Origin of the sequence: Microbulbifer sp. HZ11 (genome assembly GCF_000708675.1) — a bacterium.
Lineage (GTDB): Bacteria > Pseudomonadota > Gammaproteobacteria > Pseudomonadales > Cellvibrionaceae > Microbulbifer.
In genome coordinates this window covers 1,088,389-1,106,419 of the sequence record NZ_JELR01000002.1, presented here as the reverse complement: position 1 = coordinate 1,106,419, position 18,031 = coordinate 1,088,389, and the positions used below count along the sequence as shown (strand labels likewise).

At 57.4% G+C, this 18,031-nt stretch carries 12 protein-coding genes; 6 read left to right on the top strand and 6 right to left on the bottom strand.

All coding sequences use genetic code 11. The annotated features are described in order from the left end of the window. Positions 1 to 103: 103 nt before the first annotated feature. Positions 104 to 1,729 (top strand): sulfotransferase, encoded by a 1,626-nt coding sequence (locus AU11_RS12295; RefSeq protein WP_051687228.1) that lies wholly within the window; start codon positions 104 to 106, stop codon positions 1,727 to 1,729. Between the two features lie 63 nt (positions 1,730 to 1,792). Here the strand turns inward: AU11_RS12295 and AU11_RS12290 are convergent, their stop codons facing one another. Continuing rightward, positions 1,793 to 4,558, bottom strand: coding sequence for a M1 family metallopeptidase (locus tag AU11_RS12290; protein ID WP_043319647.1), 2,766 nt, complete (start codon positions 4,556 to 4,558; stop codon positions 1,793 to 1,795). A 276-nt stretch (positions 4,559 to 4,834) separates the two neighbouring features. After that, the gene (locus AU11_RS12285; RefSeq protein WP_043319646.1) at positions 4,835 to 6,394 is read right to left on the bottom strand and encodes an alpha/beta fold hydrolase; all 1,560 of its coding nucleotides are present in this window, start codon (positions 6,392 to 6,394) and stop codon (positions 4,835 to 4,837) included. 417 nt (positions 6,395 to 6,811) lie between these two features. Here AU11_RS12285 and AU11_RS12280 point away from each other — a divergent pair, with 417 nt between their 5' ends. Beyond that, positions 6,812 to 8,392 (top strand): hypothetical protein, encoded by a 1,581-nt coding sequence (locus tag AU11_RS12280; protein ID WP_043319645.1) that lies wholly within the window; start codon positions 6,812 to 6,814, stop codon positions 8,390 to 8,392. Positions 8,393 to 8,480: 88 nt separating this feature from the next. On the opposite strand, the gene AU11_RS12275 is transcribed toward AU11_RS12280, so the two are convergent. From AU11_RS12275 to AU11_RS12260, 4 genes are read right to left on the bottom strand one after another with little or no spacing between them, the layout of a single operon-like run. Then, complete coding sequence (locus AU11_RS12275; RefSeq protein ID WP_043319644.1) at positions 8,481 to 8,864, bottom strand: VOC family protein; 384 nt, start codon at positions 8,862 to 8,864, stop codon at positions 8,481 to 8,483. Continuing rightward, on the bottom strand, positions 8,858 to 9,457 hold the full coding sequence (locus AU11_RS12270) for an FMN-binding negative transcriptional regulator (protein ID WP_043319643.1): 600 nt from the start codon (positions 9,455 to 9,457) through the stop codon (positions 8,858 to 8,860). The genes AU11_RS12275 and AU11_RS12270 overlap by 7 nt, the downstream gene beginning before the upstream one ends. 2 nt (positions 9,458 to 9,459) lie before the next feature. Then, complete coding sequence (locus AU11_RS12265) at positions 9,460 to 10,245, bottom strand: bifunctional 2-polyprenyl-6-hydroxyphenol methylase/3-demethylubiquinol 3-O-methyltransferase UbiG (RefSeq protein ID WP_043319642.1); 786 nt, start codon at positions 10,243 to 10,245, stop codon at positions 9,460 to 9,462. Beyond that, complete coding sequence (locus AU11_RS12260) at positions 10,242 to 11,174, bottom strand: LysR family transcriptional regulator (protein WP_043319641.1); 933 nt, start codon at positions 11,172 to 11,174, stop codon at positions 10,242 to 10,244. Before AU11_RS12260 ends, AU11_RS12265 begins: the two co-directional genes overlap by 4 nt. A gap of 153 nt (positions 11,175 to 11,327) precedes the next feature. Here AU11_RS12260 and AU11_RS12255 point away from each other — a divergent pair, with 153 nt between their 5' ends. The 4 genes from AU11_RS12255 (at position 11,328) to AU11_RS17790 (ending at position 18,030) form a co-directional block, all read left to right on the top strand. After that, positions 11,328 to 12,773 (top strand): NAD-dependent succinate-semialdehyde dehydrogenase, encoded by a 1,446-nt coding sequence (locus AU11_RS12255; protein WP_043319640.1) that lies wholly within the window; start codon positions 11,328 to 11,330, stop codon positions 12,771 to 12,773. Between the two features lie 225 nt (positions 12,774 to 12,998). Beyond that, positions 12,999 to 14,312: an aspartate aminotransferase family protein gene (locus tag AU11_RS12250; RefSeq protein WP_043319639.1), complete on the top strand. Its 1,314-nt coding sequence runs from the start codon at positions 12,999 to 13,001 to the stop codon at positions 14,310 to 14,312. A gap of 427 nt (positions 14,313 to 14,739) precedes the next feature. Then, complete coding sequence (locus tag AU11_RS17795) at positions 14,740 to 15,627, top strand: DUF6515 family protein (protein ID WP_156035298.1); 888 nt, start codon at positions 14,740 to 14,742, stop codon at positions 15,625 to 15,627. A 111-nt stretch (positions 15,628 to 15,738) separates the two neighbouring features. Then, the gene (locus AU11_RS17790; RefSeq protein ID WP_051687226.1) at positions 15,739 to 18,030 is read left to right on the top strand and encodes a mechanosensitive ion channel domain-containing protein; all 2,292 of its coding nucleotides are present in this window, start codon (positions 15,739 to 15,741) and stop codon (positions 18,028 to 18,030) included. Position 18,031: the final 1 nt, after the last annotated feature.

Genomic DNA, 18,031 nt, shown 5'->3' with positions numbered 1-18,031 from the left:
CCATTGTTGTTTTCCTAGATCTTATTTAGCCGGCCATTTGGCCGGCTTTTTTATATCCGGGAAACGGGTACACTGCTCTGTGTAAATCAGCCAGGTCGGAAACATGTCTTTGAGTGCCGAGCCAAGTAATGAAGTAAAGCAAGCCTATACCAAAGCCAGAAAGCTTTTTCAGTCCGGTAATCTGCAGGAGGCTGAAAGAGTGATTCGTAAAGTGATTGAGCTGTCACCAGAGTTTGCCAGTGGTAGACGGCTGTGTGCGGATATTCTGATTGGACGGCAGCAGTTTTCAGCAGCGAGAAGCCAGCTTCAGCAAGCTTTGGCCCTGTACTCGGATAATTTTCCAAGGCGTCGCCCGATACTTCTCCATATGGCCTCCAGCTATCTACGGGAGGGAGATATTGCGGGCGCTATAGCGGTGCTTCAATCGGCGGAATTTGAGAATGCAGAATCCCTGGATACGTCAACGCTTTCTCAATTGGGTTACCTGTTAACTGTCTGTGAGTGCCATCAGCGTGCACTTTCGGTGTTCGAGTTGGCGATGTCCAAGCAGCCCGATGAGCCAATGCTATTGTTCAACTGTGCCGCGGCCAATCGTGCCATGGGTAACCTGGAGCGAGCAGAAACCTTGTATAACCAGGTCATCGCCCTTAAGCCGGACGACTGGGAGGCTTATAAAAATCGATCGGATTTGCGCAAGCAGACTGCCGATCGCAATCACATCTCTGAGTTATGTGTGCTGGCTGAAAGCGAGGGGTTGCCAGAGGTTGCGGAAGTTCAATTAAATTTCGCGCTGGCAAAAGAGTTTGAGGATCTGGGAGATTTTAAGGCCAGTTTTGCGGCGTTGCAGAAAGGTGCTCAGTCGCGGCGGAAGAATATTGACTATCAAGTAGATCGTGATGTTTCCGTAATGGCCGAGATCGAAGATGTTTTTGATCAGGATTTCCTGTCGGGTAAAGAAGTTCCTGAAGATCAGGGGCGGGATATTATTTTTGTACTTGGAATGCCGCGTACGGGCTCGACACTTCTCGACCGCATTTTATGTGCTTCCGGTGAGGTCACCTCTGCAGGAGAGCCGGACACTTTTGCGCGTTTGTTACTTCAATCTGCCAGTGAGAGTGGTCGATACAACAAGGGCGGCAATATCATTCTGAATGCAGGCGATCATCTTGATATCACAGGTGTTGGACGTGCATATGTCGATCAGATGAGGGCCCGTGCCGAATTGGCCGGAGTGAAGCGGATCATTGATAAAAATCCGATGAATTTCCTCTATCTGGGATGGATTGCCAGGGCACTGCCTGCGGCCAAGATTGTGCACCTGGATCGGAACCCGATGGATACCTGCTATGCGATCTATAAAACCCTGTTCAAGAGTGCATACCCCTTCTCCTATGATCAGAAAGAATTGGCCGCTTACTACTGTTCTTATCGACAGCTAATGGCGCACTGGCAAAAGGTATTTTCGCAGCGGGTTATCGATGTGCGCTATGAAGATCTGGTCGGTGATTTGCCGTCGGAGAGCCGCGCCTTGTACAAAGCGTGTGGTGTTCCGTGGAGTGACCGGGTTTTGGAAACCTACTTTGCTCAGGACGGGGGAACGGCTACGGCGAGCGCGGCACAGGTTCGGCAACCGGTGTACCGGTCATCGGTGAACAAGTGGCAGCAGCTGCGTGAGCAACTGAAGCCGCTTCAGTCTGTGCTCGCGGAGGCCGGAATACCCTTCGAATAAGGGCTGCGTCCCGTAAAATTGGTGGCTAGCGCACTCATTTTTACGGGAACACCTGGAGGTTTGCTAATCGAGGCTGGATACCAATGCCTGCCCATTCTGTTTAAGCGCGAGACACAGATTAATCCCTTCTTCCGTCTGAGCCAGTGCGCGCTGATAGCCGGGAACCAGTTTTTGCTGCTGGGTAAACAGCAGCTGTACCTGTTTTAAGTACTGCTGGTCGCAGAAATTTGCTCCGAAGCGGGGTGTGTTGCGCCGCCACTGCTCCGGGATTTTTGCTACCACTTCGGCAAAGTTGTCCCGCAGCCATTGCCAGTTTCTAGCCTGGAGCTCCGGTTCGATCAGGGCATTCTGAATCAGCCCGAACGCTTCGCGTGCACCCATGTTGTCGCTGAGCGCCAGCTGATGAATAGTGTCGAGCTGTAATGGATCGATGACGCGGCCCATAGCGTTGGCACTGGCGCTTTCAAACAGCGGGTCGTCCAGTTCACTGCGCACTTTGATCAGGTGGTCGAGGAAATCCTTGCCGGAATCCTGAATGGCTACGGTCAGCGCGCTTTCATACAGATCGGAATCCAGTGCCGTGGGATCGCGCTCGCGATTGAAACCGGTAAAGAGTTCGGCCTGCTGTTGCAATTGTTTGCGGGTGTCCTTGTCTTTGCCTTCCAGCGCAAGAAAGCCGAGCAGGCGGCTGCGTAGCAGTTTGCTTTCCGAGTCCGTATTGTCTGCGAGGTCCTGTGCTTTTTTACCGTACTGTTCTTTCAGGAATGCCTGCCAGCGGGCTGCATTGGCATCTTCTATATAGTGGTCGGCATACTTGGCCAGGTAACCCAGAGGTGCTTCCACAACCTGGCGTTTGTCTGAGGTGGCCGAGAGGCGCACCACTTCCAGCAGGGTGCCTGGCTTGAGTTTGCCGCTTTCGAAAGCGGCGAAGGCGCTGTCGATCAGTGACAGGCGCTCTGTGGGGTTGAGGTTGTCGAACTCACCGAGCAGGGCCTGCCAGTACTTTTCATCCATGTTGAAGCGGTAGTAGCCGCTACCGTTCACGTTGGGCATGACCCACTTGGGGCAGGCACCGCCGGAAACGGCGATCTCCTGCTGGCTGTCGCTGAGGAATTCGCACTGGGCAACGCCGGTGTTGGTGCGCATGCAGAATGGAATACTCCACTGCTGGCCGGTCTCAGAAATCGGGGAGCCGAGCGGTTTGTAGCGCTGCTGTTGAACAATTACCGAGGCTTCACCATCGGTATTGCAGTTCATGGTCAGTGACAGCAGCGGCACGCCTTTCTGCTCCACAAAGGTACGGAAGGTTTCGGTGAGCTGCGGGCTTTCGGTTTCATCACCGATGACCTTGTAAAAGTCCGGTGAATCGGCCACGCCGTCGGCAAACTTTTCTATATAGCGTCCCAGTGCCGGTCGGAAGGTATCGGCTCCAAAATATTCATCCACCATGTGGATAACACCGAGGCTTTTGGAGTAGGTGATGGCGTCGTAGGCGTTGCGGATATTGTTGTTGTCGGTGATTGGCTCGCGGATGGCGCGGGTGCTGGCGAGGGAATCCAGCTTCATCGCACTGATGGCGCGCACCGCGGCATTCAGGTCGTGGCCGCCGTCCGGTTCCATGATGGTAAGAGCCAGCGGGGTGCCCCAGGTGGCGAAGCCTTCTTTCAGCCACAGGTCGTCCCACCAGGGCGGGGTGACCAGATTGCCGAACCACATATGTGCGATTTCGTGGGCGTGTACGCCGAGCAGGGCCAGGCGCAGGCCGGGGGCGGGTTCGTCACCTTCCACCAGAATACGCTGTTCGCGGTAGGTGATGGCGGCGGACAGTTCGGTAGCGCCACTGGGCCACTGGGGCGCGGCAATAATGTCGAGCTTACGGAAGGGGTAGGGGCGCTGCAATTGCTCCTCAAAAATACGCAGCATTTCCGGGGTTTTATCCAGCACGTACGCCATATCCTTGCCGCGACCTTTGCGGGCGAAGCCGCGCAGGGGCAGTGGCTCCTTGCGGTATTTGTTGGCGGGAATATCCGGGCGCTCGACCACGTCGAAGGGCCCCACGGCGAGGGACAGCAGATAGGTGGGCATGGGGCGGGTCTGGGCGAAGGTGACCTTTTCCATGCCGTTACCCGCGTCTACACGTTCGGTTTCGAGGCCGTTGCTGATGGCTTTGTAGCCCTTGGGAATGGTGAGGCTGATGTCATAGGTGGCTTTCAGGCCGGGTTCGTCGAAGCCGGGCAGGAAGCGGCGCGCCTGGATGGATTCGGATTTGGCCAGCGCGTAGGCATCGCCTTTTTCTTCGACCTTGAACAGGCCGGCGAGGTTTTTATCGAACGGGGCGCTGTATCGGGTATGCAGGGTAATTTTGCCGGCGGGGATACCACCGGCGAAGTCCACACGCACCACGCCGCTGTCGAGCATCTGGCGGTAGTGGGCGGCGACTTCTTTTTCTTTCTCATCGCCTTGCGCGGGCACGATGGCTTTGATGTCGGCGACGTCGATGTTGTTGCCGTGCATCCAGATGTGGTCGGTGGCTTTGTCCACTTCTATGTCAATTTCCACCTGGCCGTGGAAGGTATCCTGGCGGGGATCGAGGGTGAGGTCGAGGCGATAGGCGGTGGGGCGGACGCCGTCGGGGAGTTTGCCGGCGGGTGCTTGTTCTTCGACGCTGGGTTTGGCCTCAGCGTTTTTTGTCTCCACTGTCTGCTCGCTGGCGGTGGTTTGCGGGCTCGCCTTTTCCCGGTCGGGGTCGCTGGTGGTTTTGTTGTCGGTTCCGCAGGCGGTGAGCACGATTAGTCCGGCCAGAAGGGCCGGAAGGGTAAGAATTCGCATGGTAAATCTTTGCTTTGGAATGGTTGGTTCGCTGGTTGTTCCTATTGTAGCGGGTTGGGGCGGCTGGTTTGCAGGGGGGCGCGATGGATTGAGCTTGTTACCAGATCCGCGGAGAGCTTCGGGTAAGGTCCGGTGGCGGCGCCGCTAGCGGGTACGGCCTTCTGAGACACGCCGTGAACCCATCCATGGGGGCTCTGCAAAAACATCCTGTTTTTGAAGGTCTCAAAAGGCCGTACCCGCTATCGGCGCCTGCGTATCAGGCTTTTGTCACCTGAATCATAAATGCGGAATCGTCAGCACTGACTGCCGGCTGCTGCGATAGGGCACCTCAATCTCATAGTTTGTATCTTCCGGCTTTTGATAAATCGCGCCTTCGGTATCAATCGCGAGGGTCACCACGTGCCCCGGTGGTACGTCGTAGGCGGTGGTGAAGAGTTCCATGGAGATCTTCTGCGCCTTGCCGACCTGTGCGTTGTGCAGGGTGAGTGGGGCGTGGGTGATGAGTCGGCCGAGGCCCAGGGGGCCGGTGTCGTAGAGGTGTACCTGCAGTTGCACTTCGGGCTTGCTGGGTTTTATCCACATTTCGAGGCTTGGGGTGCCGCGGATTTTGAAGGTGCTCCAGTGTACTGGTGAGTTGTATTCGATGGCGTAGTAGCCGTTGATGCCGGTCATGTTGGTGTAGACGGGGATGCCGAAGCCTTCGAGAGCGTCGGAGACGACGGGGATGCCGGTGCCGGCTTTGGTGTCTGAGCCGCCGTGGAAGTCGTTGCTCCAGCCCCAGCCGCTGTAGGGGCGGGTTTTCATGCTGGCGTTGTTGAAGTAGGTGAACCTGGGGTGCAGGTGGTAGCGGGTGGTTTTGTCGGTTACGGGAAAGTCGTCGAACTGCTCGAGTCTGTTGCTGATGCGCACGGTCATGTCCACTTTGGGCTCGTGATCAATGCCGTTGGGTTGGTCTTTGAGGTAGCGGTCGAACCAGCGGAAGGCGGTGGCCCAGATGTGGCCGTTGTTGCCACCAAGGGTTTCGGTGACGGCGTGGGTGCCGGGGTTTAACAGCAGTTTCTTGGGGCCGTCCAACAGGCTGTAGAGCTGGGTCATGCTGGTGGGTTTGAACAGGTAATCCGCGAAGTTGTTGGACATAAGCACGGCGGTGCCGTTGCTGTTCAGTTCTGGCACGTAGGAGAGCGCGGAGCGGGGCGCGGCAAATTCGTCGACGCCCTGGATGTTTTCCGTGGCGCGGAGGTTGGCCCAGATGGCGTCGACTTCGGGGTCGAGATTGAGGGCGGTGGTGGTGAGGATGGTGCCCCACACCAGGTTGACGGTGTTGCCGGGGTAGAGTCCTTCGATCACGTCGGACCAGCCGGAGAGGGCGGCGACGGCGTCCACGCGGGGGTCCTGGGCGGCGGTGATCAGGGAGATCCCGGCGCCGTAGGAGATACCCGCCATCCCCAGTTTGCCGACCGGGTAGTGGGCTTCGAGCCAGTCGATCAGCACGCTGGCATCGGTGATGGAGTTTTCGCCGGCCACATCCACCAGTCCTCCGGAGGTGCCAAAGCCGCGGGTGGAGTAGCTCATTACCAGGTAGCCGTTGTCGGCGAGCTCGGCGGCCTGCAGTAGGTACTGGTGCTTGTCGAGCATCCAGCTGTTGGTGAACAGTACCGTGGGGTAGCCGCCGGCGGGCGCGGGGGTCTCTGGAATAAACAGGTTGGCGTCCAGTTCCGTGCCGTCGAAGGTGGTGATATCCAGGTCGGCAATAAAGGTGGGGGCGGCCTGAGAGGCAGGGGTAAAAGCGGCGCACAGGGCACCGGCCAGCAGCGCCGGCAGGGCGAGTGTTTTCATGCTCTTCTCTCTCTGTATTTATTTCTTTTGTTACAGCGTCATCGCTCCGGCCGGGACCCGCTTTCCGCAGGGGCCAGTGGTTCGGTATGGATTACCGGAGCCGGCCAGAAACTGGAGTCTATGGGGAGGACCCGGGCAGCGAAGATGGAATTTCTGTGACTGTGATCTGGTTATCAGTCAGTGACGTGTGGCTATACGTAGAACTTAGGGGTCATTTTGTGACTGCATACGACCCGCTGGTCCGTGACCGGCTTATGCTCAGGATGAATTACAGGTTCTCGTTTAAGATTGTTCTTTTTTTAAACAGTGAAAACAGGTATTGTGGAATTTCGCGCAACGTCGTTCAAAAAGTGAACAGTTGCTTCTATTTGAGAAGATCTAGCGAAAACTCCGGGTGGTCAGAATATGTTTTCAAGAATGCTCGCATACTTGGTCGTTTTTTCCGGCGCATGGCTGTTTACCAGCGATGTAATGGCGGACAACCTGGCGAAAGACACCTGGTACGAAATTGACAGCGCTAACTTCAAGATCATCACCAACGGTGAGCCGGGCTCGGTGCGTCGCCTGGCGGAGGATCTGGAGCGCTACCGTGCGGTTGCGTTGGATTTGCTGGGTGCGAAAGACGATGGCGCCAAACTGACCATCTACGCCGCAGCGGATCGCGAAAGTTATGCCGGCCTGGTGGGGGAAGATCTTTCCGAGCTGACCAATGGTCTGTTCGATACCACCGCCGAGGGCAGCTACGCCCTGGTGAACCTGGATGGCCGCACCGGTGAGCGCCAGCTGGAAGCCCGGGAGTTCCTGTTTCACGAGTACACCCACTTCCTGAGCTACAACGGTACCACTACCCATTACCCCTACTGGTACAGTGAAGGCTTCGCCGAGTTCATGTCCACCATGACCTTTGGCCCGGGTAATACCTACGATATCGGCGCCATTCCCGGCGAGCGCGCCATGACCCTGCTGTATACAGCACCGGTGCCCCTGCAGGAGCTGCTGCGCGCTACCGTGTACAACACGCCGGATGAAGAGAAAGGGCGTGTGTACGCCAGTGGCTGGATGCTGGCCCACTGGATCGTGATGGAAAGTGGCAAGACCGAGGAGTTCAAGCAGTTCGTTGTGGACTACAACAACGGCGCCGATCCGGTTGAGGCGTTGACGAAAAACCTGGGTATGTCCATCGGTGAGATCGAGGATATCTACAACGAGAAGTTTCAAGATGGCCGTTTCAAGCTGGCGCGCGGCAAGGTGCCGGCGAACTTTACGCCGGAGCGCCCGAAACTGACGGTACTCAGCGGGCAGGAAACGGTAGTTGAGCTGGCACGCTTCCTGGTGAAATCCGGCTATAACCCTCACGGGATCCACGACCTGGTGAAGTATGCCGAGCGCGCGAACCTCTACTCACCGGAGCTGACCGCGGTGCGCGCCGACGCGGCGACCCGCGAGGGTGATTTTGACCAGGCCGCACGTCTGTTGGCCCAGGTAGCCCCTTCGGATCGCGAACACTTCTGGTATCAGAAGGCTCAGGCCTGGTTGTGGCTTAATCGTGAGATCAGCACCATGGGTGGCGATCGCAGCAAGGAAATGTTGAAAGGAGCCCGGGACAAGTTCGTCAAGCTGGTCAACAACCAGTCCAGTGAAGCGATGAACTGGTACGGCCTGGCGATCACCATGCAGATGATGGGGTACCCGAAAAAGCAGTATGTGGAAATGCTCGAACAGGCTTACCTGCGCGCGCCCCGCGAACTGCATATCGCCCAGTGGATGGCCCAGGAGTTGTACGATCGCAAAGATGCGGAGTATTTCGCCGAGGTGGCCCAACCGCTGATGCTGGAGCTTACCAATGAGGCCGAGTACAACCAGATGAAGATGATGCTGGCGGAGATGAAGCCGGCCATTGCGGACAAAGGCAATAACCAAAGTCAGATTCAGGGTAAGGCGTCGGTAAAAGACAAAAAAGCCAGCGGCGCTGGTGGTGCCACCAAGGCTACCCCCTGATACGGAGTATTTATCCGCTGAAGATAAACTGGCGGGGCGAAGCGTTAGCGCGGTCACGCTTCGCCCCGTTTTCTATTTGCGCACAGATTTACTGTTCGTAGAGTTCGAGCGGTAGCCCATCCGGGTCACTGAAGAATGTGAAGCGCTTGCCGGTGTACTCGTCCAACCGCACCGGCTCTACCTCTACACCGCGCGACTCCAGGCGGGCTTTCACCTCGTCAATGGATTCCACCACAAACGCCAGGTGGCGCAGTCCTCGGGCCTCGGGGTAACTGGGTCGCGCTGGTGCATCGGGAAATGAAAACAGTTCAATCTGGCCGCCGTTTGCAAGACGCAGATCCAGCTTCCATGAATCGCGCTGTGCGCGGTAGTTTTCCGCAATGATTTCCAGCCCGAGAACCTCCGTGTAAAAGTATTTCGATCGTCGATAATCCGAGCAGATTATTGCGGCGTGATGGATGGTGTTCAGCATGACTCGATTGGGGGCTCCCACCGTTGGATGGCATCAGCCATCTCTGATTTCTGCTCCGCTCGCAATGCTTCCACCACACTTTGTCGGTCTTCTGTGGATCGGTTCTGACTTAGTTTGTACTTTCCCTGAATGTCGGAAATTTCTATTTCCACACCGGTAATTGCACGCAGTAGTTTGGGTGAGTACTCCGGTTGCCAGGGTTTTTCTGCTCCGGACTCATACTTTTGAGAAAGCTGATCAACCAGTGTCATCAGCCGCTCCGCATCATTAAATGTGCGCGCTGTTCCGTAGACATGCACGGACTGATAGTTCCAGGTCGGTACACTGGCAGACTGGTACCAGCGCGGCGAAATGTAGGCATGGGGGCCGTTAAAAATCACAAGTACCTGCTGGCCGTCTAATTTCTCCAGTTGTGGGTTCTGGCGGGCCAGGTGGCAGGTCAGCCGCTCACCATCCGCCGATAAGAGAAAAGGCAAATGGGAGGCTTCGGGACGATGATTGTGATTTGAGATCAATTGGCCAAATGCATTGTTGCGGATGAAGTGTGACAGCTCTTGGCGGTCGGATACGGAAAAGTGTTTTGGGGTATACATGACTAGTGTTTCTTCCAGCTGGCGATAAAAGCCATTGGCGGACTGAGTGGCGAGCTGGCCAGATCGCCACAATAATTTCCGATGTTGGATCGAGACTCCTCGAATGTCTGCAGCTGCAGGCCACTGGCGATCGCTGCGGAGAGTATGTCACTTAACGTGTGCTGGAAGTAATAATTGGGCTCTGCGTCGTACTTTTCACCAGAGAAATAATCCAGCCCGTGGGTATCAATCTGTGCCTCCCGGTTAAAGTAGGAATAGGCAATGTATGAGGGGTTTCCTTCTTCATACATATTGAGCACCGGGTGCATTTCTTCCATCAGCATGAAGCCGCCGGGTTTGAGAAGGCGGCTACAAACCGTAAAGAACTTTGCGAGGTCCGGCATCCAGTTCAGTACGCCTACGGTGATAGCGACAATATCGAATTTCCCGTGGTGATGCTCCGGCATTTCGTAAACATTGTGTGTTTCAAAATTTACATCTGAGTAGTGCGGATGGTTTGCAAGAGCGCGCGCTTGCTCGATGAACTTACTTGAGCCATCAATTCCCAGGCAGTATCCCGCCCCTTTGTTCTTTATCGACAGCAGGTCTTTTCCGTTATTGCAGCAAATCTGTGCGACGGATGAATCTGCTACAAGCCTGGAGTCAACAAGGCGATTAAATTCCTCGTGTAGAGCGTTGAAATCCGGCGCTTTGGTTTGGGCTGCCAGACCGGGGTTTCTGCGGTGGTGGATTTCCGCAGCCTGATCCCATGACTTCAGCGTTTGCTCTGTATAAAACTTGGTTTTCATGGCTTTACGTGGCTGTCGTGTATGCGTATGGAAGTGGTGAACAACTGCACCGCCGGCTGTTTCACCGCGCTGCTTTTACAGGTAATCGCATTCTGGATCTGGTAGCAGAAGCGCTCTGGCCTCAGTGCGGCCAGCTGCTCATTTCTAACATATTCCTCCGCCAGATAGGTGGGCAGGAAGCCGATAAATTTTCCCGACAGGATCATCGCCAGGCGCGCGGCCATATGGTTGGCGATGCTTTTGTTGGGGAACAGTCGGTACAGGTGCGCGGCACCGGACAGAACCGCGTGGTCCGGGGCGGCGAGCTCCTGTTGGGTAATCCGTTCATCATCGGTATCGACGACTGTGCACGGATGACCGGCGGCTGCGTAGAGCAGGGACTGGTGACTGAAAAGTGGCTGATAGCTGAGACCGGGGCGGCGCGAGTGCAGCGGGTTGATGCCCACGTCCGCGCGGCCAGCGAGGATTTCCAGTTCCAGCTCGTGGGGTGCTGCCAGCTGGATATCCAGTTGCAATTGCGGCGCCCGCTCGCGCAGGCGCGCAATGGTGGCGGGCAGATCCAGCTGGGGCATGGCCAGGGCATCGTCCGGCAAGATCACCCGCAGTTTGCCGGTGAGCTGTGACTGGATGGCGTTGACCTGACTCTTGAAGGTGGCCAGGTGCCCGTCCAGTTCGAGGATGGCCTGGTACAGGGACTCGCCCTCGGGGGTGAGCTTGAAGTCCGCGCGCCCTCGGGAGCGGATACACAACTGCATGCCGAGGCGAGTCTCCAGGTCCGACAGGTGCACACTGATGGTGGAGCGGTTGATGTTGAGCGCGACCTCCGCAGGCGCCAGGCCGCCGGCCTGCACCACTTCGCGAAAGACCCGAAGTAGCCGCAGGTCCATATCACTGAGGCGGCCGGAAAGGGATTGGGTGCTTTTTGCCATGGTTGGGCTATCCGCGTTTGGGGTCTTCAGCGTGATGGTTTAGCAAAGTTTGATGGATCTAAATTTTAGTTGCAAAGATCTTACTATTCGCCATCAGACTCACGGGCCAGAATCCATGAGAAGCTTATATACCGGCTGATCAGGGAGTATTCGATGAAATTGAATAATAGCCAGTTATTGAAGACCCAGAACTACATCAATGGCCAGTGGTGCGAGGGCACCGGTAAGTTGGCGGTTACTGACCCGGCGACTGGAGAGTTGCTGGCAGAGATTGCCGATGGCAGCGCTGCCGACGCCAAGCGCGCGGTGGGCGCGGCCCACGACGCCTTCCCGGAATGGAGCCGCAAGACCGCGGCCGAGCGCGCAGCCGTACTGAAGCGCTGGTACCAGCTGATCGCTGAGAACCGAGAGGATCTGGCCCGCCTGCTGACCCTGGAGCAGGGCAAGCCACTGGCGGAGGCCATGGGTGAGATTGACTACGGCGCTTCCTATATCGAGTGGTACGCGGAGGAGTGTCGTCGCGCCTATGGCCAGACGATTCCCACGCACAACCCGGCCATGCGCCTGCACACCATCCGTCAGCCGGTGGGTGTGGTGAGCTGCATTACCCCGTGGAATTTCCCCAATGCGATGATTACCCGCAAGGCGGCGCCGGCGCTGGCGGCTGGCTGTACGGTGGTGATCAAGCCGGCGTCGGAAACGCCACTGTCTGCGCTGGCCCTGTGTGCACTGGCGGAGGAGGCCGGGTTGCCGGCGGGCACCCTGAATGTGGTGGTTGGCACCGACTCTGCGGCTATTGGCAAGGTGCTGACCCAGGACCCGAGGGTAGCGAAGTTTACTTTCACCGGTTCTACCCCGGTGGGCAAGCTGCTGATGGCCCAGTGTGCGAGCACCATCAAGAAGATGTCCATGGAGCTGGGCGGCAATGCGCCGTTTATCGTGTTTGACGATGCGGATATCGATGTGGCGGTGACCGCCTGTATGGCGACGAAGATGCGCAATGCGGGCCAGACCTGTGTGTCTACCAATCGAATTTATGTACACGAGTCGGTGCACGATGAGTTTGTGGATAAGTTGCGTGGGCAGATGGAGAAGCTGCAGGTGGGCCACGGCCTGGATGCGGGTACGACGTTCGGGCCGCTGATTTTCCGCCGGGCGGTGGATCGGGTGCATGGTCTTGTTGAAGAAGCGGTGGCGAATGGGGCGCGCCTTTTGTTGGGCGGGGATTTTCTGCCAAACGGGGAGAACTATTATGCGCCTACGTTGTTGACGGAGGTGCACGATGAGATGCGAATTGCGCGCGAGGAGATTTTTGGGCCGCTGGCGGTGGTGCAGAAATTCCGTGATGAGGATGATGTGATTCAGCGCGCCAATGATACGCCGTTCGGGTTGGCGGCCTATGTGATGAGTGAAAACATTCACCGGGCGAACCGGGTGGTGGAGGCGCTGGAGTACGGGATGGTGGCCTGCAACGCGGGTGTTTTCTCGACCACGGTGGCGCCGTTTGGTGGCTGCAAGGAATCCGGTATTGGCCGCGAGGGTGGTGTCGAGGGTATGGCCGAATTCTACGAGACCAAGTACTGCTGCTACGGAGTGTGAACTCCGTTGTAGATATTGAAACTTTTAACTTGTTGTAGTGGCGGCAAAGCACCGGGTATCTGTTTTCAGAACCAAACTAGGCGTCCCCCTGTGAACCCATCCATGGGCGTTGCGGCGCAAACTTCCTGTTTGCGACGCTCCTGAAAACCTGTACCCGGCACTTTGCCTTCGCGTCGATATTTTTACTACGTTAGAGACACGTAAAAATTTTAATCGGAGAACATCATGTCCGAACTGAATACCAACGCATTCTGGATGCCGTTTACTCCCAACCGCACCTTCAAGGCGGCGCCGCGTATTGTGGAGCGCGCTGAGGGGATTTACCTGTTTGAGAAGTCTGGTCGCAAGATCATCGACGCCACTGCGGGCCTGTGGTGCTCCAATGCGGGTCACTGCCGCAGTGAGATTGCCGACGCGATTCATCAGCAGGCGATGAAGCTGGATTACAGCTCTATTTTCAATTTCGGCCACGAGCTGAGTTTTGAGTATGCGGAGCGCCTGGTGCAGTACACGCCGGAGCCGCTGAACCATGTGTTCTTCGGCAACTCCGGTTCCGAGGCGGTGGAGTCGGCGTTGAAGATTGCGCTACAGTATCAGCGCGCACGGGGCAAGGGTTCACGCACGATGTTTATCGGCCGTGAAAAGGGTTACCACGGGGTGAACTTTGGTGGCATTTCTGTGGGTGGTATTGCGCCGAACTATCAGAGCTTTGGTCAGCCGGTGAAGGCGAACCATATGCGCCACACGCTGGATATTGAACGCAATGCGTTCAGCAAGGGCCTGCCCGAGCACGGTGTGGAGCTGGCGGAGGATCTGGAGCGTCTGGTGGCATTCCACGGCGCGGACCAGATTGCGGCGGTGATTGTGGAGCCGTTCTCCGGTGCCGGTGGTGTGGTGTTGCCGCCGAAGGGGTATCTGCAGCGCTTGCGCGAGATCTGTGACAAGCACGATCTGCTACTGATTTTTGATGAGGTGATTTCCGGCTGGGGCCGTACCGGTTCTCCGTTTGCCTCGGAAGAGTTCGGCGTGACCCCGGATATGCTCACGTCCGCAAAGGGTATCACCAACGCCGCGGTACCACTGGGTGCGGTGTTTGTGAGTGACAAGATTTACAACACGGTGATGGATGCGGCGGCGGAAGGCATGGTGGAGCTGTTCCACGGCTACACCTATTCCGCGCACCCGGTGGCCTGTGCGGCGGGCATGGCGACACTGGATATTTACGAGCGCGAGGGCCTGTTGACCCGCGCGGGTGGCGATATCGGCAAGCACTGGGAAAATGCCCTGCACAGTCTGGCGGACCTGGAGAATGTAATCGATGTGCGCAACTACGGTCTTGTGGGCGCCATCGAGTTGCGCGCGCCGGATAACCTGAAAGGGAAGTTTGGGGCCAAGGCGTCGGCACTGGCCTGGGAGGCGGGTGTGATGGCGCGAGGAATTGGCGATGCGCTGTGCATGTCTCCGCCGCTGATTATCGAGGCCCATGAGATCGACGATATTGTCGGAAAACTGCGCGAAGTGATTTCCGGCCTGGCATAGCGCCCCCTTTCCCAAAAACTACCGATACGGGCGTGAACCATTAGCGCGGCTCTTCCGAGGAGCGCTAGTGGTTCACGCCCGTTTTTTGTCTGTGCGCTGCGCGCGCTCCAGGTGACCGGTACCCAGGTGACTATGGCGTTCTTCGCTACTTGATGGGGGTTATTCACCAGCGAAACTACACTGAATAAGTAGTCGGCCGAGCGGCAGGAATGGCGAAGCCGCTAGGTTTGTGCTCTCTGCCGCGATCGCCGGTCACCCAGGGAGAGCGGCGCCTCCGGCTACTATGCGTGCGCGATCTTCCGCCGCCAGCCTTTCACGGTGGCGGGAGGTCGCGTGCTGCTGTTTCAGGTCGCATCGGTTGTTTCAGAAAGCGGCGAGACGCGGTAGTTGCTCGCCGTTTTCGTTGGTTTGCGCGAGGTTGTTGCTGGTGAATGTCTTCACATCGATTGGTTCTGCCCAAATCACTGCCACGCGGCGTTCCCGCTCGCTGGCGCTGTTCCCGCTCCCTGTCGCGAGTCTGTTTGCGCTGAGTCTGCTTGTACTGAGTTTATTTGCGCCGGAGGACGCGCAGGCGCAGAGCGGGGGGCAGGTACCCCCCGCAGGTCAATCCAGTGGCGAGTCTGCCGAAGAGTATGCGCGGGACCCGAATCGCCAGAAGCAGCTGCCCGCGGATGCCGTCCGGCTCACCCTGAGCGGAAACATCTATTTCTATCAGGGTGGTTATTTTTACCGCCAGGAAGATGACGGCTACCTGCGGGTGGAGCCACCACTGGGTGCAGAACTGACCTTCCTGCCGTATGGCAGTCAGGGGTTCGAAATTGATGGCCGCCAGTTTTTTCTGAGTGGTACAGGGACCTTTTACCGGTATGAACCGCGCCGTCGCAGTTATGTGGTGACCACGCCTCCCTATGAGTGGAGAAGGTACTATAACGGTGATCTGGTCGGCGCTTATGAAGACCGCCTCTATGGCTATCCCGACGCCGACCTCGAAGACCTGCGCGACCGCTCTGGTATTCCGCGCGCCTATCCGCCGCGCACTGCCCGTCCCGATGGGCTCGGTGATGAAGGTATCCCCCTGTCTGAAGTGGAAGGTTACCGCGACCCGCGTCGCAGTGATTCCCGCCCTTACGCCAATGTGCGCCCGCCCTACGATGCCAATGGCGAGCGCTACGACAACCGCGCTCTGGCGGAGTCCCTGTGTCGCCAGGATGCCACCAGTGCCGCGCGCCGTGGCAGCAGCCTCGACAGCCAGCGACTGCGTATTTACCAGCGGGAATATCGAGACTGTATTCAGCGCTACGATCGTCAGCGCTAGCCGGCGCCAGTCCCGCGGCGCGGCTCATCTACACTGAAACAGATACGCGGTATACGGTGTCCTGCCGTGTGCCCGCGGTTGTGGTCTCAAGCGGTACAGGGAAGTTCCGGCATGGTCGCCAGTGACGCCCATAGCAAACAATCTTCACTGGCAGGATTCTGGCGGCTGCCGCTGCTGTGTCTGTGCTTTCTCGCGTTGCTGATTCCCCCGCCGGCCAGCGCCCAGCTCCCCTCCACCAAACCCAAAGAGTTCTCACCGGTTGTTCCCGACTTCAATGCGCTCGCCGCCGACTGGTGGACCCAGTGGCCGGAGGCGACACAGGAACAGAAGCAGCAGTGGTTAACGGATGTAGAAGGTGCCTGGAAGGAGTGGAGCAATAACCTGCCGGAAGAAGCGAAGCTGGATGAAAGGGTCAAACAGGTAAACCAGCGCTTTGCCGGTATCCGCAAAACCTGGGAAAAAAGTGAAAACCTGAAAACCGTGCAGATACTGCCGGATGTGCAGTTTCCCGCGGAGCCGACGGTGTTGCAGTGGGCGGAGTCGGATGCGGCGGTCGCGCGTGGCCAGCAGCGCTATCTCGGGTTGCAGCTGGAAAAAAATCAACTGGATGACGGCGTAGCGCTGTCTCTCAGTCGGCTGCGGGAGCGGGTGGTGGCGCTGCGGGATATTAACCGCAACGACCCCAAGTATCTGAGTGCCACCCTGAATGTATTCCTTGCCCAGATTACCCATCTCCAGGTTCTCGAAGAACAGCGACTGCTGAAGGAGCAGTTGGCAGCCTGGAATGAAGAGCTCACTTTCGCCCGCACCGAGCTGGAGCGCATGCTCAAGCAACTACAGTACAGTAGCGCAGTGGCGGAAAAACTGGCAGCCGCGCGCACAGAGGAGAAAACCAATCTACAGGAGCTGGCAAGAGAGCGCAGCGATTCCCAACACCTGATCTTTGAAAGCTCCGATGCCGCGGTGACCCTGGAGCAGCAGATCAAGATGCTGGTATTCAGTGTGGATGCACTGGAAAACCGTCTGCAGATTCGCAAGCAGGAGCTACTGCAGGCGATCAACAGTGTGCTGGCACCGGACGGTGAGGACGAGAAACTGTCCATCGACAAGGACCTGGTGGAGAATGCGGAGAAGGCGCAGGCCAACCTTTCGCGACAGCTCAATGTGCGCCAGCGCCAGATCGTCGCCTGGGTGGGTGAAGACGCCGAGGGTATGCAGAAATGGTGGCGCCAGTTCGAAAAAATCGACAGCGCGCTGGGGCGCACCAATGACCTGATTGATGATGTAAAACGTTACGAGAGCGCACAGCTGTATGTGTATCAACGCCAGCAGGGCTGGTGGAAAACGCTTGGCGAACGCTTCGTGCATCAACTGAAGGAAATACGCACGGGCTGGCGCAATCTCGCCAACTACAAGTTGTTCGCGATCAGTGAGCAGGCGATTACCCTGAAAGACATCGCGCAGATGGCCCTGGTGATCATCGGGGCCTGGGCCTGCTCGCGCCTGCTCAATATCATCTTGCGGCGTATGGTGCATAAGAGTCGTACCACCGAACAGTCTGCCTACACCCTGTGGCGGATTCTCAATTACTGCATCGTCCTGATCACCTTTATCATCATCCTCACCATGGTGGGGCTGGATACCTCGAAGCTCACGTTGATTGCCGGTGCCCTGTCGGTGGGCATCGGTTTCGGGATGCAGGCGATTTTCTCCAATTTTATCTCCGGAATTATCCTGCTGTTCGAGCAGCCGTTAAGAGTGGGTGACCTGGTGGAGCTGGAGTCCGGCGTGTTCGGGCGTATCCGCGATATCAATGTGCGCTCCACTCGCATCACCACCCGCGATAATGTGGATATTCTTGTTCCCAATTCCGAGTTCGTCACCGGTCGGGTAACTAACCACACGCTGGAAGATCCGGTGCGTCGAATACACGTGATATTCGGCGTCGCTTACGGCACTGATCCAGAGCTGGTACGGGAGGCCGCCATGGCGGCGGCGGAGCGGGTACCGGTGACCTTTACCAACTGGCAGCGTAAAACCGAGGTATGGCTCACCGGTTTCGGTGACAGCGCGCTGGACTTCAAGCTGGTGGTCTGGGTCAACAGCAATGCGGTTTCTTCCCTTGGCGACTTGACGGCGCTGTACAACATCGAGCTGCTGCGCGAGTTCAAAGATCGGGGCATCGAGATTCCCTTTCCGCAACGGGACCTGCATGTTCGCAGTTGGGGAGAGGGGGTGCCGTTGGTTCCGCCCGACGGAGGAGATGGGTTGTCGGAGGTGTCTGCACACACGCAGAAACCGATTGAGCGGCGAGGTTCCGCGGGATCTGAGGACTGGCCGGATATCTCTGACGATGGCCCGAACGACGGGGGTGATGACGGAGGCTCCCCGTCCGGTCATTGAT